We start from the raw sequence: 26177 nt of genomic DNA on the forward strand, positions 1-26177 counted from the left end.
GCGCCCGATTCTGGGCTAATCCGTGGTTGAAAAGAGAAAACATTGATGGCAACCGGCGCCGCAGGCAACCCTTTCTTGCATGCAAAATGTGATGAGGCATCAGGGGCACGGCGAAATGAAAAGCAGGCACCAGGATCAGCGATCAGGCAGCGCGCGAAAAGTGCTGAGTGGCGGGGATTTGAATAGTGGAAGTACCGGGGAGGGTAGAGCAAGACTGCGCGTTGAAAGGATTTCGAAACGCGCAGCCCATAAAGCGCGTTACATCACTTCTTGTGGGCAGGGGGCTTGGCAGCGCAATCCGCCGCTTTGATTTCCTGCGTCGTGATGAGCTTGTTGGTTTTGTATTCGGTGAACTGGTAACGCAGGATCGCGCCCTTGGCCATCAGCTGACGATAACCGGCATTGCGGCACACGCTACCGCCCAGCTGACCGCGGACGTCGTCCGGGTTTTCGCGCATCTGAACCGCCTGGCCAGACTGCACGCTCAGGTGGTTGATCAGCATCTTGCCTTCAACGGTGTAGCCTTCGTCGAGGATGTCTTCGTTGATGGCGCGTGGCGTACCGACACTGCTTTCCTTCGCGACTTTATCAAGCATCTGGCTCAGTTCGTAATCCTGTTTGGACGCCGCGTTGGCGCACAGTGGAGCGACGAGCAAAAGCGTGAGAGTGGGGGCGATGAGGCGCAGCATTGAATTCTCCTGGTGCGTGGACGGGTGATGCAGAGGCTGGCCGTTGGACCGGCGACATCCCGAGGCGTTCACTGGGGGAGTGAGCTCTCAGGGCCGGGCAGTATAGGGGAGGAGCCTTGGCGGACACCAGAGAACACGGCGCGTCGGGCGGGTCTGATAGAATGCTGCGACTTTTCGACCTGCCGGATACTCTCGTGTCACTGCCTTCTTACCCTTCAATGACCCCGACTCTTTTTCACAGAAACTCTGTCGCCTGTCTGAGAGATGAGCGGGAGGAGGAGAGTACCAAGCCTTACCTTGCTCGCGGATCACGTGCGCCCAGGTGCCAGTACTGTCGAGTGATCGAAAGTCACTGCCTGTGCAGGTGGCGTCCCAAGGTCGAGGCAAAATCAGGGGTGTGCCTGATCATGACGACAAAAGAGGTCTTCAAACCCAGCAATACGGGTTGGCTGATCGCAGACGTGATCAAGGATAACCATGCGTTTGTGTGGTCACGCACCGAAGTCGATGAGAAGCTGATTGCATTGCTCAACGATCCGCAGTGGCAACCGTATCTGGTGTTTCCGGGGGAATATGTAGCGGCCGAGCGCGTCACCAATACCGTGACGATTAATCCGAATAAGAGACCGCTGTTCGTGCTGCTTGACGCTACATGGACTGAAGCGAGGAAAATCTTCCGTAAAAGCGCTTATTTTGACTCCATCCCCATTTTGAGCCTGATCCCCGAAAAGCTTTCACGGTACAAGCTCAGACGTTCCACGCGCAGCGAACATCTCTGTACCGCTGAAGTGGCCGCACTGTGTTTCGATCTGGCCGGCGACACTGAAGCAGCTTCGGCTCTAAGCTGCTACTTCGATGTGTTCAGTCAGCACTATCTAGGTGCCAAAAATCAGTTGCCCCTCAACTTGCTGAGCGATGCTCATCAAGAGCTCAAGGGCTATCTTGAGTAGTCATCAGTAAGGCTGGCGCCAGCGAGCCGTATCAAGACGGCTCGCATAGAAGCAGATCTCAGACCAGGGTTTTCTTCGGCCACAACTGCGCCAGCAGCATCCCGGCCAGCATCAATCCGCAGCCGATATAGCCGCGCAGTTGCAACGCCTCGCCGAGAATCCAGGCGCCGGCGATGGCGGCGAACACGGCCTCCAGCGAAAGTATGATGGCCGCGTGGGAAGCAATGGCGTGTTTCTGCGCGACCACTTGCAGCGTGTAGCCGACGCCGACCGCGACGATGCCGCCGTAGAGCAGGGCAGGGGCCGCGTCGATGATCGCGCTGAGGGCGATCGGTTCGAAGAGGACTGCCAGCAACAGGCTCACCACCGAACACGTGGCGAACTGTAAGAAGGCCAGACGGATCGGGTCGTGGCGACTGGCAAACAAGCTGACCAACACCACATGCCCGCCCCACACGAACGCGCCGATCAACTGCAGCCAATCACCTGAGGCGACGTGAAAGTTATCCCCAATACTGAGCAGGCACATGCCGACCACGGCCAACAGGCAGCCCAGCCAGGTGCCCAGCCCGGTTTTATGGCCGAGCAGCAAGCCCAGCAGCGGAACGACAATCACGTACAGACCGGTGATGAAGCCGGAGTTGGTCACGCTGGTAAACAGCAGGCCAACCTGTTGCAGGTTGATGCCCAGTGCCAGCGCCAGGCCCATGATGATGCCGGCGCGTAACATGCCACGATTGAGCAGAGGTTCCGGCACTCGGACCGTCTTGGCGTTGCGCAGAATCAGCGGGATCAGGCAGAGGGAGCCCAGCGCAAAACGCAGCCCCGAGAACAGGTACGGACCGATATGATCCATCCCGGCGGTCTGAGCAACAAAGCCGGTGCCCCAGATCAATGCGGTCAGGAGCATGAGCAAGTCCGCTCGCAGGGCATGGTTTGGCATGATGGCACTCGTCAGGTCGGGGGCGCAGACTTTGCCGTAAAGCGTCAGGCTTGACCACCCCGACTTCGCTGGGCATCCTTGGCGCCGCTCACGCACGGTCCCTGTGTCAAGATGTCGCGGGCTGCCTCATTAGGTGTTGAATTCGTCGGCGCTGAGTCACTTAAAGGATCATGAAATGCCATACGAAATCCTGATTGCCGACGACCATCCCCTGTTTCGCAGCGCATTGCATCAGGCGCTAAGCCTGGGGCTCGGGCCGGATGCAAGGCTGGTCGAGGCCGAGAGCATCGCCGATCTCGAAGCGCGACTGACCGAAAAGTCCGATTGGGATCTGGTCCTGCTGGACCTGAACATGCCCGGCGCCTATGGCTTTTCGGGCCTGGTGCTGTTGCGCGGTCAGTACCCGCAGGTGCCGGTGGTGATGGTCTCTGCTCAGGAAGAGGCTGCGGTGGTGGTCAAGTCCCGGGAATTCGGCGCCAGCGGTTTCATCCCGAAATCCAGTTCCCTCGAAACCATTCAGAAGGCTGTGCGAACGGTGCTGGATGGCGATGTCTGGTGGCCCCCGCAGGTCAACGAAAGCATCAGCGTGTCACCTGAGGCCAAGGCCGCCAGCGAAGGCCTTGCCAGCCTGACGCCCCAGCAGTTTCGCGTGCTGACGATGGTCTGTGAGGGGCTGCTGAACAAGCAGATCGCCTACGAGCTGAGTGTGTCGGAAGCAACGATCAAGGCCCACGTCACGGCGATCTTTCGCAAGCTCAATGTGCGCACGCGAACTCAGGCGGCCTTGCTGCTGCAACAATTGGAATCCATTCCGCAGAGCTGATTCCCCTGAATCAGGCTGAACCCAGGGCTGTACGCGGTCGACCTTCACACTTTTTTGACCGTCGCCGCACTAGCCTCCACCGCTTTCATTCATCAGTAGTTTCCCTATGACGTCCCCATTCAAAGGCCAGACCGGCCTGAAACGTATTCTCAACGCATCTGGCTACTCCTTCGACGGCCTGACCGCTGCATTCAAAGGCGAAGCGGCGTTCCGTCAACTGGTGCTGCTCAACGTCGTGTTGATCCCGCTGTCGTTCATGTTTCACGTCAGCCGCGGCGAGCGCGCGATCCTGATCGCGGTGTGCCTGTTGGCGCTGATCGTTGAGCTGCTGAACTCGGCGATCGAAGCCGCGATTGACCGGATCTCTCTGGACCGTCACCCCTTGTCCAAAAACGCCAAAGACATGGGCAGCGCCGCACAGTTCGTGGCGCTGAGCATGATTGCCGTGGTCTGGGGCCTGATTCTGCTGGGCTGACAATCGCTTTTACAGTCGGGCTCCGCGTCAGGCAATGCTCGGCAGGACGATCTCGTCGCTGCGATTCACGCCGGCGGTGAATGAGCGGCAGAGGTCGAGGAATTCGCGAATAGCCGATGTCTGGTATTTTTGCTTGTGCCAGATGAAGTAGAACTGCCGCACCAGATCCAGCTCCGGCGTTTCAACCGCAACGAGGCTGCCCCGACGAAAGGCGTCACGCAGGGCCAGACGCGAAATGCAGCCGATACCCAGCCCTGACTCCACAGCGCGTTTGATCGCTTCGGTGTGTTCCAACTCCAGTCTCACGTTCAGGCTGTTCAAGTGATGACGCATCGCCTGATCGAAGGTCAGGCGCGTCCCCGAACCCTGCTCCCGCAAAATCCACGCCTCGTGCGTCAGTTCCTCGAGGGACGCCCGGCCCTTTTTGGCCAGGGGATGCTGAGGGGCGCAAAACACCACCAGCTCATCTTCGACCCAGGTCTGCACTTCGATGTCGGGGTGGCTGCAGTCGCCTTCGATCAAGCCCAAATCGATCTCGTAGTGGGCGACCTGCTGAACGATGTTCGCCGTGTTTTGCACGTGCAGCTTCACCTGGCTCTCGGGGTGGCGCTGCATGAAGCTGCCGATCAGCAGCGTAGCGAGGTAGTTGCCAATGGTGAGGGTCGCGCCGACTGCCAGCGAGCCGAAGCCGGACTTGCCGTTGAGCAGGTCTTCGATCTCCTTGGCCTGATCCAGCAGCGCGACGGCCTGTGGCAACAGCTGCCGGCCGGTCGCGTTGAGGCTCAGCCGTTTACCGGCGCGGTCGAACAGCTGGCAGCTGGACTGGCGTTCCAGTTCGGTGATGGACGTACTCGCCGCAGATTGCGACAAGGACAACAGGACCGCCGCGCGGGAAACGCTTTCCTGCTGGGCGACCGCGACGAAAACCTGGAGCTGACGGAGAGTAAATCGCATATCTATATAACCGATAACCTATATCTTGATAATTCAGTTAACAGATATTGTGTCTGCCACTAGAATGTCGCGCAATGGCGCACTGACCCGCGCAAGAATTTATCAGGAGCTCCCACGTACCATGAGCAACATGAATCACGAGCGTGTCCTCAGCGTTCATCACTGGAACGACACCCTCTTCAGTTTCAAGTGCACCCGTGATCCTGGCCTGCGCTTCGAGAACGGTCAGTTCGTCATGATCGGTCTGCAGCAGCCAAACGGGCGCCCGCTCATGCGTGCCTACTCCATTGCCAGCCCGAACTGGGAAGAGCATCTGGAGTTCTTCAGCATCAAGGTGCCGGACGGCCCGCTGACCTCGCAGCTGCAGCATCTGAAGGAAGGCGACGAGATCATCATCAGCAAAAAGCCTACGGGCACGCTGGTGCTGGACGACCTCAAGCCGGGCAAACACCTTTATCTGCTCAGCACCGGTACCGGTCTGGCGCCGTTCATGAGCGTCATTCAGGACCCTGAAACTTACGAGCGTTTCGAGAAGGTCATTCTCTGCCACGGCGTGCGTTACGTGAACGAAGTCGCTTACCGCGAGTTCATCACCGAGCACCTGCCGCAGAACGAATTCTTCGGCGAGATGCTGCGCGACAAGCTGATCTACTACCCGACCGTGACCCGCGAGCCATTCGAGAACGAGGGCCGCCTGACCGACCTGATGCGCAGCGGCAAGCTGTTCAGCGACATCGGCCTGCCGCCGATCAATCCGCAAGACGACCGCGCCATGCTGTGCGGCAGCCCGAGCATGCTCGACGAAACCAGCGAAGTGTTGAACAGCTTCGGCCTGACCGTTTCGCCACGCATGCGCGACCCGGGGGATTACCTGATTGAGCGTGCATTCGTCGAGAAGTAACCGCGTACAGATACGACCCAATCGCCGATGAATCATCCTCGCAGTACCGCGAGGGCGACGTCATCGGCGAATAGGTCAGTACAGGCACCCGCGTTTTTGGGGTCTGAAAAAAACCGCCTGGAGGTCACGGACCAGGCGGTTTTTTTGTGGGCGGGTGTAAGCGGTTTATCAACCGGCGGCGGGGACGACTTCCAGCACGCAGATGACGCCTGCTTGCGGGTAATGCCAGCGCACGTCCAGATCCCAGAACTGCGCGCCGTAGCGTCGCTCTGGCGTGGGTTTCTGGTAGGCCGGTCGCGGGTCTTGAGCCAGGCACTGCTCGATCAGCTCGATCAGCGGTTCTTCGAGGCGCAGCCCCTGTTCGCGAGCCTGGGCCAGCGCCGCGTCTGCCCATTGCACCGGAATCATCTCCGGCGCGGCGGCGGCCATGCTGTTACGTGCATCAACGATCACGTCCGCATAAGGCACGTAGGGTTTGACGTCCAGCACCGGCGTGCCGTCCAGCAGGTCGATGCCTGACAGCCACAGGCGCCCGGCTTCGACCTTGTCCAGCTTGACCACCGACTGACCGATCCCGTTCGGCCGATGGGTCGCGCGCGTGGCGAACACGCCCATCGACTGATTGCCGCCCAGACGAGGAGGGCGCACCTTGAGTCGCGGCTTATCCTCCAGGGCCTGATGAAACAGAAACAGCAGCCAGACATGGCTGACCTGTTCGAGGCCCTGCACGGCGTCACCCTGATCAAAAGGCGCGACCAGCTCCAGCACGCCCCGCGCGGCAGGCGCCAGTTGCGGCTGCCGGGGAATGGCGAACTTCTCTTTGAAGCACGAGCGCATAAAGCCGATCGGCGAGACGCTGTAGGCCTGGGTCATCGACGGATCTGCAGCACTTAGCCGCGTACGCGCAGGGTCAGGCCGCGCAGGAAATTGCGCAGCAGCTGGTCGCCGCAGACGCGGTAGTTGGTGTGACCGGCCTTGCGGAACAGGGCGCTGAGTTCAGGCTTGGACACCGGGAACTCGGACGCCTTGAGGATAGCGTGCATGTCGTCTTCTTTCAGCTCGAAGGCCACACGTAGCTTTTTCAGGACGATGTTGTTGGTGATCGGCAGCTCGACAGGCAGCGGCGGGCGGCTCTCGTCTTTGCCACGCTTGAAGAACACCAGGCCGTCGAGGAAGTGCGCCATGACCTCGTCACTGCACGGCACGAAGCCTTCTTCTTCGTCTTTCTTCATGTAGGCCGCGACATCGGCTTTGGTCGCGTCGAACCCGCCGAGCTTGATGATATCGACCACTTTGGCGTCGTTGATATCAAGCATGTAACGGATGCTGCGCAATACATCGTTGTTCATCATGGTGCGTGTATTTCCTGGAGATTCACAGATGAGCGCGCGCGAAATGGGATGCGGCGCTCACAAAGGGGATTCAGAATTTTTCTTTGTCGGTCATGTAGCGCCACTGGCCTTCAGGCACCTTGCCGATGGACACGCCGCCGATACGGATGCGCCGCACCGAAACAACCTTCAGGCCTACTGCCTCGCACAGTTGGGCAATGACGCCGGGCTGCGGGTTTTTCATGGCGAAGCGCAGGCGGTTTTCGTTCTGCCAGCTGGCTTTGACCTTCGGCAGTTCCTTGCCCTTGTAGGTCATGCCATGGTTCAGGCGGTTGAGGCCGTGGGCAACCATGTCGCCCGAGATTTCGGCGACGTATTCCTGCTCGATCTTGCTGCGGTCGTCGGTGAGTTTGCGCAGGATTTTCCAGTCCTGGCTGAACACCATCAGGCCGCTGGCGTTGGCTTGCAGCGTGGAAATCGCTTCCAGGCGCAGAAAGTGGCCCTTGAGGGGACGTCGACCGATGCTGTGGTCGGCGGACAACGTAGCGGGTGTGATCAACGCCAAGGCACTTTCAGGGGCCATGCCTGCAGGGGCGTTAAACAAAAGGGTAACGGATTCAGGCGTGTCGGCTTTTGCTTCCGCGTTCAGCACCACGGTCTGGTTTTCGACCTTGAACTGCGGCTCGTCGACGACAACGCCGTCCACCGTGACCCAGCCACCTTCGATGAACAACTCGGCTTCGCGGCGGGAGCAGCCGACCAGCTCGATAAGGCGTTTGGAGAGGCGAATGGGGTCAGTCATGAGAAAAGCCGTAACAAAATGGAAAGGCGCCTATTGTACCCGCGCAGGCACCGTTAATCGCGGCCACATTGAAATTGCCTGGCGAATAAGCCTCCACTCGATGGATTTTTCCGGGAGCGATGCAGGTCTGCTCTCTATTCCTACATCGTCTGGAGCGAATTCATGACCAAATGGCTACCCGCACTGCTGATGACTGTCAGCCTGCCGCTGCTCGCTGCGCAACCACCGTCTTACGGCCCACAGCTGGAAGGATTTCAGTATCCGTTTCCGGCGCAGAACTTCAGCTTTGAATCCCAGGGTGCGCCCGTGCAGATGGGTTACATGGACATCAAGCCAACCGGCACTGCCAATGGTCGCAGCGTGGTGCTGCTGCACGGCAAGAATTTTTGCGGCGCCACGTGGGAAGGGACCATCAAGGCGCTGACGGGCGCGGGCTATCGTGTGGTCGCGCCGGATCAGATCGGTTTCTGCCGCTCCAGCAAGCCGGCGGATTATAAGTACTCGTTTGAGCAGCTGGCGCAGAACACCAAAGCGCTGCTGACCCAACTGGGCATCGATCACGTCACCGTGGTCGGGCATTCAATGGGCGGCATGCTGGCGACCCGCTTTGCGCTGATGTACCCCGAGCAGGTGGATCAGCTGCTGCTGGTCAACCCTATCGGTCTGGAGGACTGGAAAGCCAAAGGTGTCCCGGATCGCAGCTTTGATGACTGGTACGCCCGTGAGCTGAAGACCAGCGCCGAGAGCATTCGCAAGTATCAGCAGTCGACCTATTACGCCAATGAATGGCGGCCCGAGTTCGACCATTGGGTCGACATGCAGGCCGGGATGTTCAACGGCAAAGGCAAGGAGGAGGTGGCGCGGGCGTCAGCGCAGACCTACGGGATGATCTTCAATCAGCCGGTGTTCTACGACTTCGAGAAATTGAAAATGCCGACGGTGTTGTTGATCGGGCAGAAGGACAACACTGCCATCGCCAAGGACGCGGCGCCCGAGGAGTTGCGCAAGACGCTGGGCGATTACCCGGAGCTGGGCAAGGCCGCGGCCAAGCGCATTCCCCAGGCGACACTGGTGGAGTTCGCTGGGTTGGGCCATGCGCCGCAGATTCAGGACCCTCAGCAGTTCAACAAGGTGCTGCTGGAAAGTCTGAAGCGCTGATGCAGGGTTGCTTCAGATGACCTTGAGCCGCATCCGCAATATCGGATGCGGTCGGCCGAGCCCGTCCAGCTCGGTCCGGCCCACCACTTCAAACCCCTGCCGTTCGTAAAACCCCCGCGCCTGAGCATTTTGTTCGTTCACGTCCAGCTCGGTGATGTGGAAGTGCTCCATCGCGTAGTCCAGCAGTTGCTTGCCCAGGCCCGTGCCACGGTGGTCGGGGGCAATGAACAGCATTTCGAGTTTGCCCGGGGTGGTGCCGGCGAAACCGGTGATGCGCAGGTGCGAGTCGCGGGTGCAGAATAGGTTTACGGCACCCAGGTACTGGCTTTCCAGCAGATGCCGGAGCAGCGTGATGTAGTTCTCGGAGAGAAAGTCATGGGTCGCGCGCACGGAGGCTTCCCAGACCCGGGTGAGTTCGGCGAAATCGTGCTGCCTGGGCAGATAAATGACCGAGTGCCGGGTCATGTGGCCGCTGCTCCCTGGGTGGTGATCCTGATGTGGGGACGATAGCCAGAAAAAACAAACCCCGCCGTTTTACGGGCAGGGTTATTGGAGGTGAAGCGGCGTGCGAGCCAAGGATTGAGCGTTAGATTGGCTCAGCCCACAGGTCGTACTCATCGGCATCCACTACGCGGCACATGACCTTGTCGCCTGGCTTGAAGTCACGGTCGCTTTCCACGAAGACGTTACCGTCGATTTCCGGCGCGTCGAAGAAGGAACGACCGACGAAACCCTGCTCGTCCACTTCGTCGATCAGCACTTCGATTTCCTTGCCGATTTTCATCTGCAGGCGTGCGGCGCTGATGGCTTGCTGGTGCGCCATGAAGCGATCCCAGCGATCCTGCTTGATGTCGTCCGGAACAATCGGTGCATCCAGCAGGTTCGCCGGCGCGCCCTCGACAGGGGAGTACTGGAAGCAGCCGACGCGATCGAGCTGTGCTTCAGTCAGCCAGTCCAGCAGGTACTGGAAGTCTTCTTCGGTCTCACCCGGGAAGCCGACGATGAAGGTCGAACGGATGATCAGGTCCGGGCACTGTTCGCGCCAGTTCTTGATGCGCGCCAGGGTCTTGTCTTCGAAGGCCGGGCGTTTCATCAGCTTGAGAATCTTCGGGCTGGCGTGCTGGAACGGGATGTCCAGGTACGGCAGGATCTTGCCCGCCGCCATCAACGGAATGATCTCGTCGACGTGCGGGTACGGGTAAACGTAGTGCAGGCGTACCCATACACCCAACGAGCTCAGGGCCTGGCACAGCTCGGTCATGCGCGTGCGGACCGGCTGGCCGTTCCAGAAACCGGTGCGGTACTTGATGTCGACGCCGTAGGCGCTGGTGTCCTGGGAGATCACCAGCAGCTCTTTCACACCGGCTTTGACCAGACGCTGGGCTTCGTCGAGCACATCGCCAATCGGGCGGCTGACCAGCTTGCCGCGCATGGACGGGATGATGCAGAAGCTGCAGCTGTGATTGCAGCCTTCGGAAATCTTCAGGTACGCGTAATGGCGTGGGGTCAGCTTGACACCTTGCGGCGGCACCAGATCGATCAGCGGGTTGTGATCGAGCTTCGGCGGGGCGGCGTCGTGGACGGCATTGACCACTTGCTCGTACTGCTGCGGACCGGTGACGGCCAGCACGCTCGGGTGCACGCTGCGAATCACGCTTTCATCCACGCCCATGCAACCGGTGACGATCACTTTGCCGTTCTCGGCCAGCGCCTCGCCAATGGTCTCGAGGGACTCGGCCTTGGCGCTGTCGATGAAACCGCAGGTGTTGACCACGACCACGTCAGCGTCTTGGTAGGTCGGCACGACCTGATAGCCTTCCATGCGCAGCTGGGTCAGGATGCGCTCGGAATCGACCAGAGCCTTCGGGCAACCGAGGCTGACAAAGCCGACCTTGGGGGCGGCAGACGTGGTGACGGTGGACATTGACTAACCTCGGCGTAGGATGCCCGGCGTTTGGCCGAAGCATTGACTGGGCGCTTGGGGCGCCTCTGATCAAAAAGTGCGCAATTCTAGCGGCGCATCGAACGATTGACCAGTGTTATACAGAGAATTACGACGAGTGCTGCGCTATGCTTCGCGGCGTTACGCCCGGCACCCCAAGTGGGCCGGGCGCATCGGAATTTACCGGTGCGGCGTGGGTCAATCCGACAACGCCGGATCGCGGTGCTCGAGTCATGGTTTCAGGAGTGGTAAATGGGTCACGCAACGAGTCAGGCAGAGGTCGGGCATTCTTCGGCGAAACCGTTGAGTCTGCTGGTGGGCGCGGTGGGTGTAGCCTACGGCGACATCGGTACCAGCCCGCTTTACACCATTAAAGAGGTCTTCGTCGGCGGCTATGGCGTGCAGGCCGGCCACGATGCCGTGCTGGGCATTCTGTCGCTGATCTTCTGGTCACTGATCTGGGTGGTCTCCTTCAAGTACATGGCCTTGGTACTGCGCGCCGATAACGACGGCGAGGGCGGCATCATGGCGCTGATGGCGTTGGCGCGCAGGGCGTCGGCCAAGTACCCGAAGCTGCAGGCGAGCATGATCGTCTGCGGGCTGTTCGGCGCGGCGCTGTTTTACGGCGATAGCATGATCACCCCGGCGATCTCGGTGCTGTCGGCCGTTGAGGGCATGGAGCTGGCTTTTGACGGACTTGAGCGCTGGGTGGTGCCGATCGCGCTGGTCGTGCTGGTGGCGCTGTTTCTGATTCAGCGTCACGGCACTGCGCGCATCGGCGTGATGTTCGGCCCGATCATGGTGCTGTGGTTCGTGACGCTCGGCGTGCTTGGCGTTCACGGCATCCTGCAACAGCCGGAAGTGCTGCATGCCGTCAACCCGGTGTGGGCGGTTCGCTTCTTTATTGACCATCCCGGCATTGGCGTTTCGGTGTTGGGCGCTGTGGTGCTCGCACTGACCGGTGCCGAGGCGCTGTATGCGGACATGGGTCACTTCGGTCGCAAGCCGATCTCCCGTGCGTGGTTCGCGCTGGTCCTGCCGGCACTGGTGCTGAACTACTTCGGTCAGGGGGCCCTGGTGATTCAAGACCCTGAAGCGGTACGCAACCCGTTCTACCTGCTGGCGCCGAGTTGGGCCCTGTTGCCTTTGATTGCCCTGTCGACACTGGCGACCATTATTGCTTCGCAGGCGGTGATTTCCGGGGCGTTCTCAATGACGCTGCAGGCGATTCAGCTCGGCTACATCCCTCGCATGTACATCCAGCACACCTCGAGCGACGCCCAGGGGCAGATCTACATCGGTGCGGTGAACTGGGCGCTGATGGTCGGGGTCATCCTGCTGGTGCTGGGATTCGAATCCTCCGGCGCGCTGGCCTCGGCCTACGGCGTGGCGGTGACCGGCACGATGCTCTGCACAACGATTCTGGTGGCGTCGGTCATGCTGCTGGCCTGGAAATGGCCGCCGCTGATCGCGGTGCCGATTTTGGTCGGATGCCTGTTCGTGGACGGTATGTTCTTCGCGGCCAACGTGCCAAAAGTCATTCAGGGCGGGGCGTTCCCGTTCCTGGCGGGTATCGCGCTGTTTATCCTGATGACCACCTGGAAGCGCGGCAAGCAGCTGTTGGTAGATCGCATCGACGAGGGCGGTCTGCCGCTGCCGATCTTCATCAGCAGTATTCGCGTGCAGCCGCCCCATCGCGTTCAGGGCACGGCCGTGTTTCTCACGGCCCGTGCGGACGCCGTTCCCCATGCGCTGTTGCATAACCTGCTGCACAACCAGGTGCTCCATGAGCAAGTGGTGCTGCTGACCGTCGTGTACGAAGACACCCCGCGCGTGCCGACGGCCCAGCGCTTCGAGGTCGAGGCGTTTGGCGAGGGCTTCTATCGCGTGATTCTGCATTTTGGCTTCATTGACGAGCCGGACGTGCCGGCAGCGCTAAGCCTGTGTCACCTGAAGGAGCTGGACTTCAGCCCGATGCGCACGACCTACTTCCTCAGCCGCGAAACCGTGGTCTCGTCGAAACTGGTGGGCATGGCCCGCTGGCGCGAAGGTTTGTTCTCGTTCATGTTGAAAAACGCCAACGGCAATTTGCGTTTCTTCAAACTGCCGTTCAACCGAGTGATCGAGTTGGGCACGCAGGTGGAGATGTAAGCAGCTCCGCTTCGGCGGGGTTTAACCGGGAGTGTGCCGGGTGTCACGCCGTGAGATTGATGGCGTATGCACTGGCCTCTTCCCGGCTGAAGCCGGTCCTAAAGAGGTCGGCCTCACGTCAACAAGTAGCTGAAACAAAAAAATCCCCGCAATCGCAAGAGAGCGGGGATTTTTTATGGGCGGGCGATTACTCCGCGGCGGGTTCTTTGCCCTTCCACTTGTCGATCACCGCACTCAGGCGCTTGGCCAGGGCCGGGTAGTCTTCGTCGAAGTGATGGCCCCCTGGCAGTTGCATCTTCTCGCCAGGTGCTGTGGTTTCCGTACAGCCGCTTTCATCCTTCTCTTCGATGCCGTAGACGCACAACACCTTGTCGCCGGGCAGCTTGGCCATTTCAGGGCCTGTCGCCGCTTCCTTACCGGCTGCGCCCAACCAGCCTTCGACTGCAATCTCGAAGCTGCCGGTGCGGGCGAAGGCCAGCAGGATGATGCCGTCGACCCGCGCCTTGTCTTCTTCCGGCAAGCGGTTGTATATCGCTGGCAACACGTCGGCGCCGAAGGAATAGCCCGCCAGCACGAAATGCTTGGCGCCCCATTTCTGCCGGTAATGGGCCATCAGCTCGCTCAGATCAGCGGCGGTCTGCTCTGGCGATTTGTGCTCCCAGTAGTAACGAAGGGTGTCGATGCCGACGACCGGGTAGCCACCCATTTTCGCCATGTCGCCCGCCACGTCCTTGTCCAGGTCGCGCCAGCCACCGTCGCCGGACAGAAACAGCGTCACCGTGTCAGAGGTCTGGGAAGACGGCACCTCGACCACCGGAATGTTCAGGCCACCGTTGTCGTCACCCCCAATCAGGCGACGGCGCACTTCGTTGTTCAGCACCTGCGGGTACTTGATGTCGTAGTCGCTGATGCTGGTTTCGGTATTGGGTGCGTCACGGACCAGAGTGGCGCTTTCGTCGTCGGGGCCGTCGTTCCAGGCGACCGTCCACTTGCCGTGGGCGGCGGCCTTCGGCACAGGGTCAGTGCAACCCGGCTGATCGCGGACGAAGCCAACCGAGATGGCCCGGGCATTGTCGTTGTCCTGACCGGCCAGCCAGCGCCACGCCAGGGATGCACCCGCACCGACACCGGCAACCAGATCAGGCGCGCCGTCGAGCTTCTGCAGCGCGGCATTGAAGGTCTTCGCCTGAAGCTGACAATCGTCCTTCGGCAGCGACACTTGTACGACCCGGGCCGAAGCGTCGTAGCTCAGGGCGAGCAGTTGTTTCTCGGTCAATGATTCTTCAGTGGTAACGGCGAGCGCGACTTGGGTTTTCACCTTGGTCGAAGGCACCACACGGATCAGCGCAGAGCCGTCATCCAGGGTGATGTGTTCAAGCGTCGGTTGCGCGGCGGGGCGGTTCCACAGCCAGAAACCCAATGCCACCACCAGAATTACCAGGGCTGCGAGCAAAAAGCGCCAGTAGCGTTGAATCATCAGCGTTTCACCAATCCAGTCAGGCCGCCCGCAATCAGGGCGGCGGTATCTGCCAGTGCCACGAGCGGATCAAGTCCTGCGGGCACGGCCATGTAACGAGGTTCCCAGTCAGGCTGGAATTTGTCTTTGAAACGGCGCAGCCCCTGGAAGTTGTAGAGCTGCTCGCCACGGCTGAACACCATCGAGCCCAGACGTTGGGTCAAGGGCGCGCCACGTCGCGGTTGCAGCCCGGACAACGGGACCATGCCGAGGCTGAAGCGGGCGTAACCTTCTTTTTTGTAATGCAGGATCAGCCCGACCATCATGAATTCCATGGTCAGCTTCGGCGCTTCCGGGTGCGAGCGCATGAGGTCCAGGCTCGCCAGATCATTGCGCGAGGTCTCCAGCAAATTGGAGAACGCGACCGGCTTGCCCTGGAAGTGCACGATGGCGATGCGGAAATGCTTGAGGTAATCCAGGCTGAAGCGCCCGAGGGAGAAGCCTTTCTCGCGCACGTTCTTGCCCATCAGCCACGCATCGGAAATCACTTTGAGCTCGTCCATGGGCGCTTGACCCACTTCGTAGATTTCCAGCGACAGACCGTCGCGCCCACCCCGATTCCAGGTGTAGCGCAGGTCCTTCATTTCCTTGCCCTTGGCTTCGATGTCGAACTTGTGCAGATCGACTCGGGCCTCTTCGCCCAGCTTGATCGCAGTCAGGCCGATGTCCATGTAGAACGGCAGGTTCTCCGCACGCACCTGATAGAACACCGGGCGGGCATGGTGAACGTCACACAGATCGCGGAACTGCCAGATCAGCTCGGCCCGCTGCTGGGTCGGGCCGATCGGATCGTACAGCGCAACCAGGCTGCGGCCGCGATGGGCGTACATCAGGAACGCATTGCCGTCAGGGTGCATCAGCACGGCCTTGTCGCCGGTCAGCACCAAACCGCCATCGGGCTGGCTGGATGCTTTGATGATCTCCGCGGCTTTGGCCAGCTGTGCCTCGTCGGGCAGGTTGATCACAGGCCGCGCGGTACGCAGCAGCCAGGTCAGCGAGACGATCAGCAGCAGCACCGCGCTGCCCAGCGCCGAGCGCAAACCGCGCGGGGCATCGGCGTCCAGTGTGAACTGCCACCACAGCTGGTGGCTGTAGGGCACGTCTTGGTAGGCGAACAGCAGCAGCCAGACCGAAGCACCCAGCACGCAGACACTGGCGACCAGATACAGCGGTGAAAACGGCAGCTCCAGCAAGCGACTCGGACGGTAGAACGAGCGCCGGAAGATGGTCAGCAGGCACGCGGTAAGCAGCAGCAGACTCGCTTCTTCCCAGTCGAAACCCTTGAGGATCGACAGAATGGAGCCCACAAACAGCAGAATCGTGGTCAGCATCCACGCCGCCGACAGGCGACGACGCAGGCCCTGCGCGAGCAACAGGCAGAGCACGCCGATCAGGCTGGCGCCGAAGTGAGAGGCGTCGATCAGTCGATGGGGAATGAGGAAGCCGAGGCTCTCCAGGCGGGTGTCGATCTCGGGCGTCGAGCCGGAAAACAGCAGCACCACGCCGGAGAGAAATACCAGCAACGCCAGAATCGGAGCGCCAAGGCCGGACGCAACGCGCATGGCTTGTTGCGCAAACAACAGTCGCTTGGCCTCGCTGTAAAGCAGTACCAGACAAGCGATCAGCAGCGGCATCACCACGTAGATCAGGCGGTACAGCAGCAGCGCGGCGGCCAGCGGTGCGGCGCCCAGCTCGTCGGCAAAGGCGGCGAGCAGAATGGCTTCAAAGACGCCGACGCCACCGGGCACGTGGCTGAGGACACCTGCGGCCAGGGCCAGCAGGTAAACCAGCAGAAATGCGCCGAAGGGCGGGGCGGAGGGCAGCAACAGATAGAGGACGGCAGCAGCGGCGGCGACGTCCAGCGCAGTGATCACCAACTGCATCAGGGTCAGGCGTACGCCAGGCAGACGCAGGGTGCGGCGTCCGGCGCGGACCAGCAGGTTATGCGGGATCGTCTGTTCCGGCAGGCGTCGGCGATAGATGGCATAACCCAGAATCAGACTGAACGCGAGCACGGAGACTGCAACGGTTGCCAGTACCGGCACTGATACATGCAGCGCCAGCGAAGCGGCGGGCAGGTCGCTCAAGGTCGCGAGGGCAGCCAGCGGGGGAAGTGCGCAACCCAAGGACAGGCTGGCAAACAGGGTCATGTGGGCAACTTCGCCCGCACCCAGTCCCAAGCGCGAGTAAAGGCGGTAACGAACCGAGCCGCCGGACAACATCGACAGGCCTACGGCGTTGCCAATGGCGAACGCGCAAAACCCGCCCATGATCAGCGACTTCGGCGGCAGATCGACATTGGCGTAGCGGCTGGCGGACCATTCGTAGCCCAGCAGAATCACGAACCCGATGGCAGTCGCCAGCACTGCGCCGGCCAGAGAAGGCAGCGGCACACTGAGCAGCGAATCCTGCAGAGCGTAGATGTCCAGCTCGGTCAGCATGTGCCGACAGGCGATCAGGGCGATGGCGAACAGCAGGATGGTGACGCCTAACCCAATGGGTTGACGGTACTTGCTCACAAGTTCGCGTAGACGCAGTCGTTTCGGGGGAGCCGGAGGATGCTCCGTCACTGCTTCGTTTGTGTCGGACGGGTTGGCGCGCATCAATCACTCCTTGGATCGTGCGCGACAGGATGGAGGTATACAGCCAAGTTACCAATCCCTACGCAAAAAATAATTCAGGATGTTAGCGCTTGAACGTCTAACGGGCGAATACCACGGATACGTATCGGTGACCGTTCAGTCTAGGTTCAGTCGCTGGCCAGCGTATCGGCAGGGGAGATCAAAACTATCGCTCCCGGCAACATACAGTAACAAGACCTCTCGGATGAACGCACCCCGGTAATGGGATGTGACAAGGATTCCGGCCCGCTGTTCGAGCGCTTTCAGCGAGGCAAAAAAAAGGCCACTCTTTCGAGTAGCCTTTTTAGATGTTGGTTGCGGGAGCCGGATTTGAACCGACGACCTTCGGGTTATGAGCCCGACGAGCTACCAGACTGCTCCATCCCGCGTCTGTGTGGCGGCATTCTACAGTCGAACGACGAAGTGTCAACCTTTAATGCCAGGGATCGACAAAATAACCGCATCGGGAGCGTTGGGGCGCCTAAGTGGCGGTTGGACAAGGCTTTTATCGCAATCCGCGCCTGACAGCAGGTCGCCATCATCCACAGGCCTTGTTTCGTTTATATGAAGCGCTGGGAGGAGAGGGTGGCGGGATCGCGCGTCCCCAAATGACAGCCACAAAAAAGGCCACTCTTTCGAGTAGCCTTTTTTGATGTTTGGTTGCGGGAGCCGGATTTGAACCGACGACCTTCGGGTTATGAGCCCGACGAGCTACCAGACTGCTCCATCCCGCGTCTGTGTGGCGGCATTCTACAGAGGATCGCCGGGCTGTCAAGCAATCGGCAGAAAAAAAGGCTTTTTCTTCAATCGGTTAGCGTGAACGTGTCGCGGAGAGCCATGGCGCGTCTCGCTTTCGGGACTTTCAGGGGCGGTTTCGTGGAGTGGCATTGCCGTAGGGGACCAGGCTTATTCAGTGTCAGAAAGTCGCTTGAATGAGATACTGCACGACCGTTTTCCTACGACCCTATGTGATGCCGCAGCGCAAAATCATCCATATCGACTGTGATTGCTTCTACGCCGCTATTGAGATGCGCGACGACCCGCGTCTGGCCGGCAAGCCGTTGGCAGTCGGCGGGTCGGCTGAACGGCGGGGTGTCATTGCGACCTGCAACTACGAAGCTCGGGCCTACGGCATCCGCTCCGCGATGTCATCCCGGCATGCGCTGACGCTGTGCCCGGATCTCACCATCGTCAAACCGAGAATGGATGCCTATAAAGAAGCATCGAAAGAGATCCAGACCATCTTCCGTGACTACACCGATCTGATCGAGCCGCTGTCGCTGGATGAGGCTTATCTGGATGTCACGGAATGCGAGCACTTTTCCGGCAGCGCGACGCGAATCGCCCAAGACATTCGGCGGCGGGTTTCCAATCAGTTGCACATCACCGTTTCCGCCGGCGTCGCTCCGAACAAGTTTCTGGCCAAGATCGCCAGCGACTGGAAAAAGCCCAACGGGTTGTTTGTCATTACCCCGGATCAGGTGGAAGACTTTGTCTCCGAACTGCCGGTGTCCAAATTACACGGCGTTGGCAAAGTAACGGCCGACAAGCTGGGCCGCCTCGGCATCATCACCTGCGCCGATTTGCGCGGCTGGAGCAAGCTTTCGCTGGTGCGGGAATTCGGCTCATTCGGCGAGCGGCTGTGGAATCTGGCCCATGGTGTGGATGAACGGCCCGTGCAGAACGACAATCGCCGCCAGTCGGTCAGTGTCGAAAATACCTATGACACTGATCTGCCGGACCTCGCCAGTTGCCTGCTGATGCTGCCAGCATTGCTGGAAACGTTGAACGACCGCATCGCGCGGATCGACACCCTTTACCGCCCTGGCAAACCGTTCGTAAAGGTCAAGTTTCATGACTTCACCCAGACAACGCTGGAACAGGCGGGGGCAGGGCGGGACTTGAGCAGTTATGAGCAACTGCTGACCCAGGCGTTCGCACGGGGCGGCAAGCCGGTGCGATTGCTGGGAATCGGCGTGCGCCTGCATGACCTTCGGGCTGCCCATGAGCAGCTCGAGTTGTTCAGCTGAGGCTGGTTCAGGCCAGGCTATTCACTGCCCGGCGGCACCGCGACCAGTCGACCGGCGTCTTTCGCCAGTGATCTAAGGAATTCGTGCTGCAACTGCGGATCGTTGCGGGTCAGCTCGATCAATGACTGTTCCAGCTCACTGGCTTCCTCTTCCAGTCCCAGCTCGGACAGGCGCTTGACGCGATGCACCCACTGGCTGACTTCGTCATCTTCCAGATCGTCGTAGATCAGGTCGTGGGCTTCAATCAGCTTGCCGCGCAGTGATTTGCTTAGTGGCAACGTGGCAGTTGCCTGAACGTTGCTTTGCTCATCCTGCACTTTGATGTTCAGTTGCGTGACATAGCTGAGGTTCTGCTCGGCGAACGGGCTGTCCAGCAGATTCACGCGCAGCACGCCGTTACGGTCCGTATTCAACTCGTGGGTCTCTTTGCCCGCGGTGACTTCAACCGGCGCTTCACTCCACGGCAGACTCGAATGCTCGACGCGGTGATCGCGCTGTACTTCGTCGATACCGGCCAGGTTCTGTTGAGCGCGACCATGGGAGGGTGCGTTCATGAACGGGTTGACCCCCGCGACGCCGTAAGTGAGCCAGTCCTTGGTGACGCTGTCGGGCAGACTGCCAAACGTCAGTACGTTGACCACATTGGCGCCGATGCCCGCGACGATGGCCACCGCGCCCAGCGGGATTTCATAGACTTCCCGCCACGGCTGATATGGCGTGTACCGGTCGTAGTGCCGGGTGACTTCGAATTCGGTGATGTCGAAGGTTTTCAGCTCGTGGATGCGTATCCGGCGCTGGGGCAATTCCAGCGTCTTGGGTTCGCCAAGGTCGACCTGAAAACTGTGGTCGAGCAATTTGCGCTCGACACGTTCTTCATGCTCGCTGCGTTGAGACAGATGATTGGCACAGCCGCCGAGAAACAGGCTGGTGCACAACACAGCGCCTGCGAGACGTGAGGGATTTCGCTTGAACATGAGATCTCTAGGTGCAGGTAAGGCGCATAGCAGAGGCGTGGCGGATGAAAGCGCGTCTGCACAATCGCAGGCGCGCAATCCGGTCAGCGCTTGATCCGGTCCTTGATGAAAGACAACACATCGGCGACAGGCAGGGCCTGCGCTTCGGCTTCGGTGCGGCTCTTGTATTCGAGGTTACCCTCGGCAAGACCACGGTCACTGACCACGATGCGATGCGGAATGCCGATCAGTTCCATGTCAGCGAACTTGATCCCCGGGCTGGTCTTCTTGTCGCGGTCATCCAGCAACACTTCGAAGCCGGCAGCCGTCAGTTCGGCGTACAGCTTGTCGGTTGCCTCTTTGACCGCATCGGTTTCGTAGCGCAGCGGCACGAGGGCGATCTGGAAAGGCGCGAGCGCGTCGCTCCAGATGATGCCGTTTGCGTCGTTGTTCTGCTCGATCGCGGCAGCCACAACGCGCGACACACCAATCCCGTAGCAGCCCATGGTCAGTGTGACCGGCTTGCCGTTCTCGCCCAGCACCTGGCACTTCATCGCGTCGCTGTACTTGGTGCCCAGCTGGAAGATGTGCCCGACTTCGATGCCGCGCTTGATGATCACGTTGCCCTGACCATCCGGGCTCGGGTCGCCGGCGACGACGTTACGCAGGTCAGCGACGGTGGGAACCGGCAGGTCCCGCTCCCAGTTGACGCCGAAGTAGTGCTTGTCGTCGATGTTCGCGCCAATCCCGAAGTCGCTCATCAGCTCAACCGAGCGGTCGATGATGCACGGCAGCGGCAGATTCAGCGGGCCGAGGGAACCCGCGCCGGCGCCAATGGCATCGCGCAGTTCGGCTTCGGAAGCCATGACCAGCGGGCTGGCGACTTGCTCCAGATTCGACGCCTTGATTTCGTTGAGCTCGTGATCGCCACGGATAATCAGCGCAATCAGCTTGCCTTCTTCAGCGGCATGCACAACCAGCGTCTTGACGGTCTTCTCGATCGGCAGATTGAACTGCTCGACCAGGGCCGCGATGGTCTTGGCGTCAGGGGTGTCGACAAGGCGCAGCTCTTCAGTCGGCGCAGGGCGGCTGGTCTCGCGCGGAATGGCTTCAGCCTTTTCGATGTTCGTGGCGTAATCGGAGGTGTCGCTGAACACGATGTCGTCTTCGCCGGACTCGGCCAGCACGTGGAACTCATGGGAGCCCGCGCCGCCAATAGAGCCGTTGTCGGCCACGACCGGGCGGAAGTTCAGGCCCAGACGAGTGAACACGTTGCAGTACGCCTGATGCATGCGGTCGTAGGTTTCCTGAAGGGAATCCTGGGTCGCATGGAAGGAATAGGCGTCCTTCATGATGAACTCGCGGCCGCGCATCAAACCGAAGCGCGGGCGGATTTCGTCACGGAATTTGGTCTGGATCTGATACATGTTGATGGGCAGCTGTTTATAGCTGTTGAGTTCGTTGCGGGCCAGATCGGTGATGACCTCTTCGTGGGTCGGGCCCGCGCAGAAATCACGATCGTGACGGTCTTTCAAGCGCAACAGCTCAGGGCCGTACTGTTCCCAGCGGCCCGACTCCTGCCAGAGCTCTGCCGGCTGAATACCCGGCATCAACACTTCCAGCGCGCCCGCTGCGTTCATCTCTTCGCGAACCACCGCTTCGACCTTGCGCAGTACCCGCAGGCCCATGGGGAGCCAGGTATAGAGACCGGAGGCAAGTTTGCGGATCATGCCGGCACGAAGCATCAGCTGATGGCTGATCACGACCGCATCGGATGGCGTTTCTTTCTGTGTGGCGAGCAAATATTGACTGGTACGCATGGTCGGCCGTTGTCGGTTGCGGTGACTGGGAAATGACCCGGCATTGTACGGTGGTGGTATCGCTGAGTACAGGCCGGGCGGGCGCCGCAGGAGGAGGGATTGTCAACCGCGCGCCCATGAAAAAGCCCGGCGCGAGGGCCGGGCTTTTCTACAGCGAGTGTCAGACAGTGCGATTACAAGACCGAAATCGGGTAGTCGACGATCAGACGGAACTCGTTGACATCGCCTTCGCCCTCGTCCGTGTTGGCACGGTGGAATGCTTGACGGATGCGGAACGACAGGTCTTTGGCTGGGCCAGTTTGAACAACGTACTTGGCCTCGACGTTGGTCTCGTGGTGGCTGCCATCAGAACCGTACAGGCCGGTGTAGGTGCTGTTCGATGGAGTGTGCGTCCCGTCGATGTCAGTACCGGTCACGTAGCGAGCCATGAAGCTCAGGCCTGGAACACCGTAGGTGGCCATGTTCAGGTCGTAGCGGGCTTGCCAGGACTTCTCACCCGGGGCGTTGAAGTCGGAGTATTGAATCGAGTTCGCCAGGAAGATCGAGTCGCCACCGCGGTTGTTGTCGCCGATACCGATGTAGTCGAACGGTGTATCACCGTTAACTTTCTGGAATGCCAGGGTCAGGGTATGAGCGGCCAGGAACGAGTAGGCTGCAGACAGGGAGAAAGCGTTGTTGTTGATGTCGCCTGCTTTCTTGCTGCCGGTGTCCTGGGTGTTGTAATAGTTGAAGTCAAACGCCAGCGCCTGGTCGTCAGTCAACGGCAGTGCGTAGTTCACGTTGCCGTAGTACTGGTTCCACACGTCTTCCAGTTTGTTGTAGTAGAAACCAACACCCAGGTTGTCGGTGATCGAGTACTTGCCGCCGCCGTAGGTAGCGGACTTGGAAGTCACGCCAGCGTAGGTAGCCCAGATATCGCCGTTGCGATTGGTCTCATCCTGGCTGGTGCCCGAAGTGAAGCGACCTGCTTCTACGTCGAGACCTTTGATCTCGCTGCTCTGCAAAGTCACGCCAGTTGCTGTTTGTGGCAGCAGGCGGGAACCGCCGACTGCGAAAACCGGGTTCTGCGGCTGCATGTCACCGATTTTCAGTTCAGTCTTGGAAACACGGAATTTAACAGCGCCACCGGCCTTGCCGAAGCTGTCTTCGTTTTTACCCTGGCTATCGGTCACCAGGTTGCCCGAACCCGAATACTTGTCCGAACCATCAAGCTTGAAGCCGGCATAGCCAAACGCGTCAACACCGACACCAATCAGGCCTTGGGTGTAACCGGAGCTGTAGTTAGCCCAGAAACCTTGAGTCCAGTCTTTGTCGTCCACCGCGCCATTCTTTTTGTCGCGATTGTAGTAGTAGTTACGAGCCTTGACGTCGAGCTTGCTCCCCTCTACAAAACCAGTTGCTTCGGACTGATCGCTTACGAATGCCGCAGCCGATGCCAATTGGGTGCTGGCTGCAGTAACTGCCAGTGCGATTGCGCTCCACTTCATCACTCTCATCGTGACTTTGCTCCTTTGGTTTTTAAGAAGAGTACTGCCGTCCACCTGTTTTTTTATCTGGCCGGCTTCTTTCTTTTTGGTGTCGGCGAAATTTATAGCACGCTGACATTAATGGCGATAGTTACGAACCTATCCTTTCAATTTCTTTACGGCCTTGTCGCCGCCAGCTCTGTCCATGTCGCTACTGAACAGCTCCTGATTCGTTAAACCGTGCAACTACCGGGTTACTTTGAACGCTGGATTCATTCACACCTTCATTGAATCCAGACGCTCCAGCTACCTTGTCAAACGCCGTTGCATCCCTTCGGTCCCGGCCTGTATCTCGACACGCTCGTCTTCAAGCCTGTGTGTGACAAAGCAACAACCGTGCACAAAATTTCGACGAATATGAAAAAAATGTCGGAAGCGTTGTAAAAACATTCGATGTCGACTCCAAGCTACTGAATCAAAACGATAAAAATATTTTTGATAGCCTGCTTTGCAACCCGAATTTTCTTGAGACTAGCGCGATGAAATGTCACTAACGTTACCTGTTACCCCTTGGCAGTGGGTAAATCGCGGATAGCTGTCACATATTCGGGCATCATCTGAGTCGTTTTGGTGCGTCACGCCGCAAAATTGCCTGCGTTTGGTTCTTCCGATTCGGTTTCGCTGCCATCCTAGGAATCATGACTGCAGCGGCACCCAGGAATATCGTCCGTGAGGCCCGGATTAACTGGGTGCACCCGAAGTCCGTTGCCTGGTTCTGCCAGGCCTGGGGCGGCGGCTGCCCGCTTCATGAAAGTGCGTGGCGGTATTTTTCGCGCGTTTCTGGTGCGAGGCGGACGTGTAGTGCCTACCGATCAACACCAGATCCGCAAAATGCCCAGAATCACAGTGCCGGATGAATCGTCCGGAATTCGCGAGTATCCTTCCCGCTACCCACGACTTCTTTATCGGGCCAGTCAATCGGCTCAGCCTATCTAATCCGCGATCAGGAGTATTTACGTGTTTGTTCTAGATCCGCGCTTGCTGCAAGACACACTACCGATCGGCGACTTCCCGCTGTGCACGCTGCTGCTGTCCAATGATTCCAATTACCCATGGTTCATTCTGGTGCCGAAGCGTCCGGACATCAGTGAAGTGTTCCAACTGTCCGAAGCGGAGCAGGCGCAGTTGTGGAAAGAAACCACCTACATCTCGGCCGTACTTGATCGTACGTTTCACGCCGACAAGATGAACGTCGCTGCGCTGGGTAATGTGGTCAGTCAGCTGCATATGCATGTCATTGTTCGCCGGGTCGGCGACGCGGCCTGGCCTGCGCCGGTGTGGGGAAAGCATCCCGCCAAGCCTTATTCGCCGGATGAGGTTGCCCGGATCACCTCGCAGCTGAAGTCCGGATTGACCGAAGCATTCACCTTTAAGGAGGACTGACCATGGATCTCGAATCCCGTGTCATGGAGCTGGAAAGTCGACTGGCCTTTCAGGACGATACGATTCAGGCCCTCAACGACGTATTGGTCGCCCAGCAGCGCAGCCTTGATCGTCTGGAATTACAGATCGCTGCCCTGATCAAGCGTCAGGAGGAAATGGGCGGGCAGGGCGACGGCTTCGCTGAAGACTCGCGTCCCCCTCACTATTAAGGGAAAGAGAGCTGAGGGCAGGAATTTCAGCCAAAAAAAACCGCGCCTGTGAGCGCGGTTTTTTTATGCGGCAACGTTAACGGCGCGGGAGCGCAGCGATGACGTCTTCCGCCTGCAGGCCTTTGTCGCGGTTCATCACCGAAAACTCGACGCGCTGGCCTTCGACCAGAACGCGGTGGCCTTCTCCGCGAATGGCGCGAAAGTGCACGAAGATATCGTCGCCCGAATCACGGGAAATGAATCCGAAGCCTTTGGAGGTGTTGAACCACTTCACCGTGCCTGTATCGCGGTTGCCCAGATCCTGGGACTGTGCGGCAGGCGCAGGAGAGGAGCGGTAGAAGCTGACCGCCAGGTGCAACGCCACGGCAATAACGACGGCGAGCAGGCTGACCAGGACGGCTGGCTGGCCGGCAATGGTTTCCAGTGGAACGACCAGCGTGAGGATTTGAAGCACGACGGCCAGCACGAGCAAGCCGCTGACCAGGTTTTGCAGTTGATGACGTGGACCTTTGTTCCAGTAAGGAATCACTGGCGCAAGCACCAGGTTGATGAGGCCGAAGAGCGCCAGGTACAGCGCATCCGGTTGGGACAGGTAAGAAGACAGCGCTTCACTACGCAGGCTAGGGATGAAAGACAGCAGCAGGGCAGCTGCGCCCGTTAGCAGGTGGACTATTTTCAACATTTTGATGACTCACATTAAGATGGATCACAAGGAAATAGCGGGTGACCTTCGGTACGCTTCGGGAGAAAAGGGAGGCGTGATGCACGAGTGTCGGTCCCGCCTACGCACTGCCGCCGGACGGCACTTTGGCGGCAGCGCGTCTGTATTTAACAGCAAAGCCGAGAGCTACTCAAATCAAGTGCTTAGCGCATGTGTTCGCGGGTGATAGTGGCGGTATGTCGGTTTTTTTCGATTCTGGTAAGAGGCTCGTTCCAGAGCGGCCGGGATAAACAAACCGTTACGCTGATCGTTGCTATTAAAGGAAGCGGGCCTGACTGC

At 59.5% G+C, this 26177-nt stretch carries 23 protein-coding genes, 2 tRNA genes and 1 pseudogene; 9 read left to right on the plus strand and 17 right to left on the minus strand.

Annotated elements, in window-relative coordinates; all coding sequences use genetic code 11:
- Window positions 1-263: 263 nt before the first annotated feature.
- Complete coding sequence (locus ACYASU_RS09125; RefSeq protein WP_463582604.1) at window positions 264-689, minus strand: quorum-sensing-regulated virulence factor family protein; 426 nt, start codon at window positions 687-689, stop codon at window positions 264-266.
- A gap of 218 nt (window positions 690-907) precedes the next feature.
- On the opposite strand from ACYASU_RS09125, the gene ACYASU_RS09130 reads away from it, so the two are divergent.
- Window positions 908-1639: a tRNA-uridine aminocarboxypropyltransferase gene (locus ACYASU_RS09130; RefSeq protein ID WP_463582655.1), complete on the plus strand. Its 732-nt coding sequence runs from the start codon at window positions 908-910 to the stop codon at window positions 1637-1639.
- A gap of 58 nt (window positions 1640-1697) precedes the next feature.
- On the opposite strand, the gene ACYASU_RS09135 is transcribed toward ACYASU_RS09130, so the two are convergent.
- Window positions 1698-2582 (minus strand): DMT family transporter, encoded by an 885-nt coding sequence (locus ACYASU_RS09135; protein ID WP_463582605.1) that lies wholly within the window; start codon window positions 2580-2582, stop codon window positions 1698-1700.
- A gap of 175 nt (window positions 2583-2757) precedes the next feature.
- Between ACYASU_RS09135 and erdR the strand changes: the two genes are divergently transcribed.
- Window positions 2758-3405, plus strand: a complete 648-nt coding sequence (gene erdR, locus ACYASU_RS09140) for a response regulator transcription factor ErdR (RefSeq protein ID WP_065989781.1) — start codon at window positions 2758-2760, stop codon at window positions 3403-3405.
- 106 nt (window positions 3406-3511) lie between these two features.
- The gene (locus tag ACYASU_RS09145) at window positions 3512-3880 is read left to right on the plus strand and encodes a diacylglycerol kinase (RefSeq protein WP_192170844.1); all 369 of its coding nucleotides are present in this window, start codon (window positions 3512-3514) and stop codon (window positions 3878-3880) included.
- A 27-nt stretch (window positions 3881-3907) separates the two neighbouring features.
- Here the strand turns inward: ACYASU_RS09145 and ACYASU_RS09150 are convergent, their stop codons facing one another.
- Window positions 3908-4834: a LysR family transcriptional regulator gene (locus ACYASU_RS09150; RefSeq protein ID WP_192170845.1), complete on the minus strand. Its 927-nt coding sequence runs from the start codon at window positions 4832-4834 to the stop codon at window positions 3908-3910.
- A 121-nt stretch (window positions 4835-4955) separates the two neighbouring features.
- Here ACYASU_RS09150 and ACYASU_RS09155 point away from each other — a divergent pair, with 121 nt between their 5' ends.
- Window positions 4956-5735 (plus strand): ferredoxin--NADP reductase, encoded by a 780-nt coding sequence (locus ACYASU_RS09155; RefSeq protein WP_463582606.1) that lies wholly within the window; start codon window positions 4956-4958, stop codon window positions 5733-5735.
- A 168-nt stretch (window positions 5736-5903) separates the two neighbouring features.
- On the opposite strand, the gene tsaA is transcribed toward ACYASU_RS09155, so the two are convergent.
- The 3 genes from tsaA to ACYASU_RS09170 form a co-directional block, all read right to left on the minus strand.
- Window positions 5904-6608, minus strand: coding sequence for a tRNA (N6-threonylcarbamoyladenosine(37)-N6)-methyltransferase TrmO (tsaA, locus tag ACYASU_RS09160; RefSeq protein WP_463582607.1), 705 nt, complete (start codon window positions 6606-6608; stop codon window positions 5904-5906).
- Window positions 6609-6625: 17 nt separating this feature from the next.
- The gene (locus tag ACYASU_RS09165; protein WP_074891250.1) at window positions 6626-7087 is read right to left on the minus strand and encodes a YehS family protein; all 462 of its coding nucleotides are present in this window, start codon (window positions 7085-7087) and stop codon (window positions 6626-6628) included.
- 70 nt (window positions 7088-7157) lie between these two features.
- Window positions 7158-7868, minus strand: coding sequence for an rRNA pseudouridine synthase (locus tag ACYASU_RS09170; RefSeq protein WP_463582608.1), 711 nt, complete (start codon window positions 7866-7868; stop codon window positions 7158-7160).
- Between the two features lie 162 nt (window positions 7869-8030).
- On the opposite strand from ACYASU_RS09170, the gene ACYASU_RS09175 reads away from it, so the two are divergent.
- On the plus strand, window positions 8031-9026 hold the full coding sequence (locus ACYASU_RS09175; RefSeq protein WP_463582609.1) for an alpha/beta fold hydrolase: 996 nt from the start codon (window positions 8031-8033) through the stop codon (window positions 9024-9026).
- A gap of 12 nt (window positions 9027-9038) precedes the next feature.
- Here ACYASU_RS09175 and ACYASU_RS09180 read toward each other — a convergent pair whose 3' ends face one another.
- Both ACYASU_RS09180 and rimO read right to left on the minus strand, forming a co-directional pair.
- Window positions 9039-9491: a GNAT family N-acetyltransferase gene (locus ACYASU_RS09180; RefSeq protein WP_463582610.1), complete on the minus strand. Its 453-nt coding sequence runs from the start codon at window positions 9489-9491 to the stop codon at window positions 9039-9041.
- Between the two features lie 121 nt (window positions 9492-9612).
- A complete protein-coding gene (gene rimO / locus ACYASU_RS09185; protein ID WP_122537399.1) occupies window positions 9613-10950 on the minus strand; it encodes a 30S ribosomal protein S12 methylthiotransferase RimO in 1338 nt (445 codons plus the stop codon).
- Window positions 10951-11220: 270 nt separating this feature from the next.
- Between rimO and ACYASU_RS09190 the strand changes: the two genes are divergently transcribed.
- Window positions 11221-13119: a potassium transporter Kup gene (locus ACYASU_RS09190; protein ID WP_463582611.1), complete on the plus strand. Its 1899-nt coding sequence runs from the start codon at window positions 11221-11223 to the stop codon at window positions 13117-13119.
- Window positions 13120-13306: 187 nt separating this feature from the next.
- On the opposite strand, the gene ACYASU_RS09195 is transcribed toward ACYASU_RS09190, so the two are convergent.
- The 4 genes from ACYASU_RS09195 to ACYASU_RS09210 all read right to left on the minus strand — a co-directional run bounded on the left by ACYASU_RS09195 (window position 13307) and on the right by ACYASU_RS09210 (window position 17990).
- Window positions 13307-14596, minus strand: coding sequence for a virulence factor family protein (locus tag ACYASU_RS09195; RefSeq protein ID WP_463582612.1), 1290 nt, complete (start codon window positions 14594-14596; stop codon window positions 13307-13309).
- Window positions 14596-17238 (minus strand): bifunctional lysylphosphatidylglycerol flippase/synthetase MprF, encoded by a 2643-nt coding sequence (gene mprF / locus ACYASU_RS09200; protein ID WP_463582613.1) that lies wholly within the window; start codon window positions 17236-17238, stop codon window positions 14596-14598. Before mprF ends, ACYASU_RS09195 begins: the two co-directional genes overlap by 1 nt.
- A 330-nt stretch (window positions 17239-17568) precedes the next feature.
- A tRNA-Met gene (locus tag ACYASU_RS09205) sits at window positions 17569-17645 on the minus strand.
- Window positions 17646-17913: 268 nt separating this feature from the next.
- A tRNA-Met gene (locus ACYASU_RS09210) sits at window positions 17914-17990 on the minus strand.
- A 237-nt stretch (window positions 17991-18227) separates the two neighbouring features.
- Between ACYASU_RS09210 and dinB the strand changes: the two genes are divergently transcribed.
- Window positions 18228-19286: a DNA polymerase IV gene (dinB, locus tag ACYASU_RS09215; RefSeq protein WP_192170852.1), complete on the plus strand. Its 1059-nt coding sequence runs from the start codon at window positions 18228-18230 to the stop codon at window positions 19284-19286.
- A gap of 17 nt (window positions 19287-19303) precedes the next feature.
- On the opposite strand, the gene ACYASU_RS09220 is transcribed toward dinB, so the two are convergent.
- The 3 genes from ACYASU_RS09220 to ACYASU_RS09230 all read right to left on the minus strand — a co-directional run bounded on the left by ACYASU_RS09220 (window position 19304) and on the right by ACYASU_RS09230 (window position 23555).
- Window positions 19304-20260, minus strand: coding sequence for a hypothetical protein (locus ACYASU_RS09220; RefSeq protein WP_346625517.1), 957 nt, complete (start codon window positions 20258-20260; stop codon window positions 19304-19306).
- An 83-nt stretch (window positions 20261-20343) separates the two neighbouring features.
- Window positions 20344-22059 (minus strand): proline--tRNA ligase, encoded by a 1716-nt coding sequence (locus ACYASU_RS09225; RefSeq protein ID WP_463582614.1) that lies wholly within the window; start codon window positions 22057-22059, stop codon window positions 20344-20346.
- 173 nt (window positions 22060-22232) lie between these two features.
- Window positions 22233-23555 carry an OprD family porin gene (locus tag ACYASU_RS09230; protein ID WP_122623039.1) on the minus strand — a complete coding sequence of 441 codons (1323 nt, stop codon included), beginning with the start codon at window positions 23553-23555 and terminating at the stop codon, window positions 22233-22235.
- Window positions 23556-24542: 987 nt separating this feature from the next.
- Between ACYASU_RS09230 and ACYASU_RS09235 the strand changes: the two genes are divergently transcribed.
- Both ACYASU_RS09235 and ACYASU_RS09240 read left to right on the plus strand, forming a co-directional pair.
- Window positions 24543-24968: an HIT domain-containing protein gene (locus tag ACYASU_RS09235; RefSeq protein WP_463582615.1), complete on the plus strand. Its 426-nt coding sequence runs from the start codon at window positions 24543-24545 to the stop codon at window positions 24966-24968.
- Between the two features lie 2 nt (window positions 24969-24970).
- Window positions 24971-25177: a SlyX family protein gene (locus tag ACYASU_RS09240; RefSeq protein ID WP_133772807.1), complete on the plus strand. Its 207-nt coding sequence runs from the start codon at window positions 24971-24973 to the stop codon at window positions 25175-25177.
- Between the two features lie 76 nt (window positions 25178-25253).
- On the opposite strand, the gene ACYASU_RS09245 is transcribed toward ACYASU_RS09240, so the two are convergent.
- Together ACYASU_RS09245 and ACYASU_RS09250 are read right to left on the minus strand one after the other, a co-directional pair.
- Entirely contained in the window at window positions 25254-25475 is a 222-nt protein-coding gene (locus ACYASU_RS09245) for a cold shock domain-containing protein (protein WP_004667445.1), read from the minus strand.
- Between the two features lie 108 nt (window positions 25476-25583).
- A pseudogene (locus tag ACYASU_RS09250) lies at window positions 25584-25859 on the minus strand (cold shock domain-containing protein membrane protein); the annotation flags it as partial.
- Window positions 25860-26177: the final 318 nt, after the last annotated feature.

The sequence above is a fragment of the Pseudomonas sp. HP_12 genome (genome assembly GCF_055283955.1).

What these genes read in the sequence shown, in the direction of transcription:
- ACYASU_RS09155 (WP_463582606.1), top strand. Translation starts at nt 4,956, where the DNA reads ATGAGCAACATGAATCACGAGCGTGTCCTCAGCGTTCATCACTGGAAC.
- ACYASU_RS09145 (WP_192170844.1), top strand. Translation starts at nt 3,512, where the DNA reads ATGACGTCCCCATTCAAAGGCCAGACCGGCCTGAAACGTATTCTCAAC.
- ACYASU_RS09225 (WP_463582614.1), bottom strand. Translation starts at nt 22,059, where the DNA reads ATGCGTACCAGTCAATATTTGCTCGCCACACAGAAAGAAACGCCATCC.
- ACYASU_RS09125 (WP_463582604.1), bottom strand. Translation starts at nt 689, where the DNA reads ATGCTGCGCCTCATCGCCCCCACTCTCACGCTTTTGCTCGTCGCTCCA.
- ACYASU_RS09150 (WP_192170845.1), bottom strand. Translation starts at nt 4,834, where the DNA reads ATGCGATTTACTCTCCGTCAGCTCCAGGTTTTCGTCGCGGTCGCCCAG.
- ACYASU_RS09195 (WP_463582612.1), bottom strand. Translation starts at nt 14,596, where the DNA reads ATGATTCAACGCTACTGGCGCTTTTTGCTCGCAGCCCTGGTAATTCTG.
- ACYASU_RS09165 (WP_074891250.1), bottom strand. Translation starts at nt 7,087, where the DNA reads ATGATGAACAACGATGTATTGCGCAGCATCCGTTACATGCTTGATATC.
- ACYASU_RS09230 (WP_122623039.1), bottom strand. Translation starts at nt 23,555, where the DNA reads ATGAGAGTGATGAAGTGGAGCGCAATCGCACTGGCAGTTACTGCAGCC.
- ACYASU_RS09175 (WP_463582609.1), top strand. Translation starts at nt 8,031, where the DNA reads ATGACCAAATGGCTACCCGCACTGCTGATGACTGTCAGCCTGCCGCTG.
- ACYASU_RS09220 (WP_346625517.1), bottom strand. Translation starts at nt 20,260, where the DNA reads ATGTTCAAGCGAAATCCCTCACGTCTCGCAGGCGCTGTGTTGTGCACC.
- erdR (WP_065989781.1), top strand. Translation starts at nt 2,758, where the DNA reads ATGCCATACGAAATCCTGATTGCCGACGACCATCCCCTGTTTCGCAGC.
- ACYASU_RS09180 (WP_463582610.1), bottom strand. Translation starts at nt 9,491, where the DNA reads ATGACCCGGCACTCGGTCATTTATCTGCCCAGGCAGCACGATTTCGCC.
- rimO (WP_122537399.1), bottom strand. Translation starts at nt 10,950, where the DNA reads ATGTCCACCGTCACCACGTCTGCCGCCCCCAAGGTCGGCTTTGTCAGC.
- mprF (WP_463582613.1), bottom strand. Translation starts at nt 17,238, where the DNA reads ATGCGCGCCAACCCGTCCGACACAAACGAAGCAGTGACGGAGCATCCT.
- ACYASU_RS09130 (WP_463582655.1), top strand. Translation starts at nt 908, where the DNA reads ATGACCCCGACTCTTTTTCACAGAAACTCTGTCGCCTGTCTGAGAGAT.
- ACYASU_RS09240 (WP_133772807.1), top strand. Translation starts at nt 24,971, where the DNA reads ATGGATCTCGAATCCCGTGTCATGGAGCTGGAAAGTCGACTGGCCTTT.
- ACYASU_RS09170 (WP_463582608.1), bottom strand. Translation starts at nt 7,868, where the DNA reads ATGACTGACCCCATTCGCCTCTCCAAACGCCTTATCGAGCTGGTCGGC.
- ACYASU_RS09190 (WP_463582611.1), top strand. Translation starts at nt 11,221, where the DNA reads ATGGGTCACGCAACGAGTCAGGCAGAGGTCGGGCATTCTTCGGCGAAA.
- ACYASU_RS09135 (WP_463582605.1), bottom strand. Translation starts at nt 2,582, where the DNA reads ATGCCAAACCATGCCCTGCGAGCGGACTTGCTCATGCTCCTGACCGCA.
- tsaA (WP_463582607.1), bottom strand. Translation starts at nt 6,608, where the DNA reads ATGACCCAGGCCTACAGCGTCTCGCCGATCGGCTTTATGCGCTCGTGC.
- dinB (WP_192170852.1), top strand. Translation starts at nt 18,228, where the DNA reads ATGCCGCAGCGCAAAATCATCCATATCGACTGTGATTGCTTCTACGCC.